Source organism: Oleiphilus sp. HI0061 (assembly GCF_001635675.1).
Window position 1 is genome coordinate 1 of sequence record NZ_LWFE01000175.1, and the last position, 1,779, is coordinate 1,779.

Annotated in this window: 2 protein-coding genes; one reads left to right on the top strand and one right to left on the bottom strand. The window is 46.1% G+C overall.

Annotated features, from left to right (window positions below; genetic code table 11):
- The first annotated feature begins 25 nt into the window (after nucleotides 1-25).
- The gene (locus A3735_RS02110; RefSeq protein WP_068513558.1) at nucleotides 26-745 is read left to right on the top strand and encodes an SGNH/GDSL hydrolase family protein; all 720 of its coding nucleotides are present in this window, start codon (nucleotides 26-28) and stop codon (nucleotides 743-745) included.
- Here the strand turns inward: A3735_RS02110 and A3735_RS02115 are convergent.
- Complete coding sequence (locus A3735_RS02115) at nucleotides 728-1,594, bottom strand: bifunctional transcriptional activator/DNA repair enzyme AdaA (RefSeq protein ID WP_068637504.1); 867 nt, start codon at nucleotides 1,592-1,594, stop codon at nucleotides 728-730. The two genes, A3735_RS02110 and A3735_RS02115, sit on opposite strands and share 18 nt — an antisense overlap.
- Nucleotides 1,595-1,779 lie beyond the last annotated feature (185 nt).

The following is a 1,779-nucleotide window of genomic DNA, read 5'->3' on the forward strand; positions in this document are numbered from 1 at the left end:
CTAAGTCTTAGCAATTCTTGCCATTATGATCGATGATGCTCTTCTCACCCTGGCTTTGTCACCTATTCTCGTTCCGCAGGGAATCTATACTAAAAAAGTGACGCCTAAACTTCCTGAGCCTGAAGGTAGCCGTGAAGGTATTTTAGGTAACGGGGAGCCTTTGCGCATCTTAATTCTAGGTGACTCAGCTGCTGCAGGTGTTGGCGTTGATAGTCAGAACGATGCGCTTTTAGGGCAGCTGGTGTCGAAACTGTCGCAGTACCGCGCTATCGAGTGGCGCCTTTTAGCCGAAACAGGCTTGAAGACATCTGAGATGCTAGAGCGCCTACATGCGCTTGAGGCTTTTAAAACCGATGTTGTCATTACTTCCTTAGGTGTCAATGATATAACCGGCGGGACACGACTGAAACACTGGCTAGAGCAGCAAAGAGAGTTAAAACTGCTGCTTCAAGACAAGTTTCAAGCGCGTCATATCTTCTTGAGCAGTGTACCTCCCATGCATGAATTTCCGGCTCTACCTCAGCCACTTCGCTGGTTTTTGGGGCGTCGTTCTCGTGCAATGAATAGTGCTTTGAACGAACAGGCAGCACTAGATGAGGCTTTAGCTTTTGTTAGTGTTCAGTTTCCTATGCAAAAAGAGTTCTTTGCCAGTGATGGCTTCCATCCCAGTGCGCAGGCTTACCGCTTATGGTCAGAAGCTTTACTTGAGCACTTTAAAGAGCGTTGTTTATTGCCCCAGCGTTGAAGGTATCGTCGAGCAGCATTCCAGGCTGATCATCGCTTTTTTGCGTTCTGCTCCCCAGCGATATTGATTAATCTCCCCCGTACTTCTAATGACCCGGTGACAGGGAATCACATAGGCAATATTGTTCTTCGCAATGGCTGAAGCGACGGCTCTGGTAGCATTTGGTTGATTGATTTGCTCAGCAACCTGTTGATAAGAGCGCAACTCGCCTTCAGGAATCTTCAGTAAGGCCTCCCATACCAACAGTTGGAAAGGCGTTCCTTTGCAGAGCAAGTTCAACTTGTTCTCGTTTGCTGGTCCAGAGTCGAAAATACGTTTTAGGGTAGTTAATGTGCTCGCTTGGTTTTGCTTTAGTTCAGCATGTGGCCACTCGCGCTTCATCTCAGCCAAACCTTCTGCTTGAAGCTCCAGTGAGTCAAGAAATGCCAATTTGCATAAGCCTCGTTGAGTCAGAGCTAGCAGACAATAACCGAAGGGAGAGGGGTGAAAGCCATAGTCTATTTGAACGCCTTGGCCACCACTTTTATATTCGCCAGGTGTCACGCTTTTACACTGAACCATCAGATCGTGAAGTCGGCCACTCCCGCTTAAGCCGCTGTTGTAAGCGGAATTAGAGACAGAGTGTTGCTTAAGTAAAGCTTTGGCTTTTTGCTTGGTCAGAAATTGTAAGAACTGCTTGGGTGATACCCCCGCCCATTGAGTAAACACACGCTGCAGGTGAAACTCACTCAAGCCGATATGCTTAGCTATGTCCTTCAAGCTAGGTTGTTTATATTGCGCAGCTTCAATAAAGGCCATCGCCTGAGCGACTTTTTGGTAGTTTCTGTGTTGTTCATTAAGCCTTGCCATGGAGCTTTCTCTGAGTCGATTCAACTTAAAGCAGTGAGGTAGAATTATAAGAGAAGTCCTTAAGTGAGAGCGACCCGATACTTGCGATTATTTTTTTGTTATTGCAGATAATAACTCGATGAACTATAGATCGGTTTAAGNCGCTTGGTTAGAAAAAACCATTTAATACTAAACTAGATTAGTCT

Coding starts and splice junctions, on each gene's coding strand:
- A3735_RS02110 (WP_068513558.1), top strand. CDS start 26: ATGATCGATGATGCTCTTCTCACCCTGGCTTTGTCACCTATTCTCGTT.
- A3735_RS02115 (WP_068637504.1), bottom strand. CDS start 1,594: ATGGCAAGGCTTAATGAACAACACAGAAACTACCAAAAAGTCGCTCAG.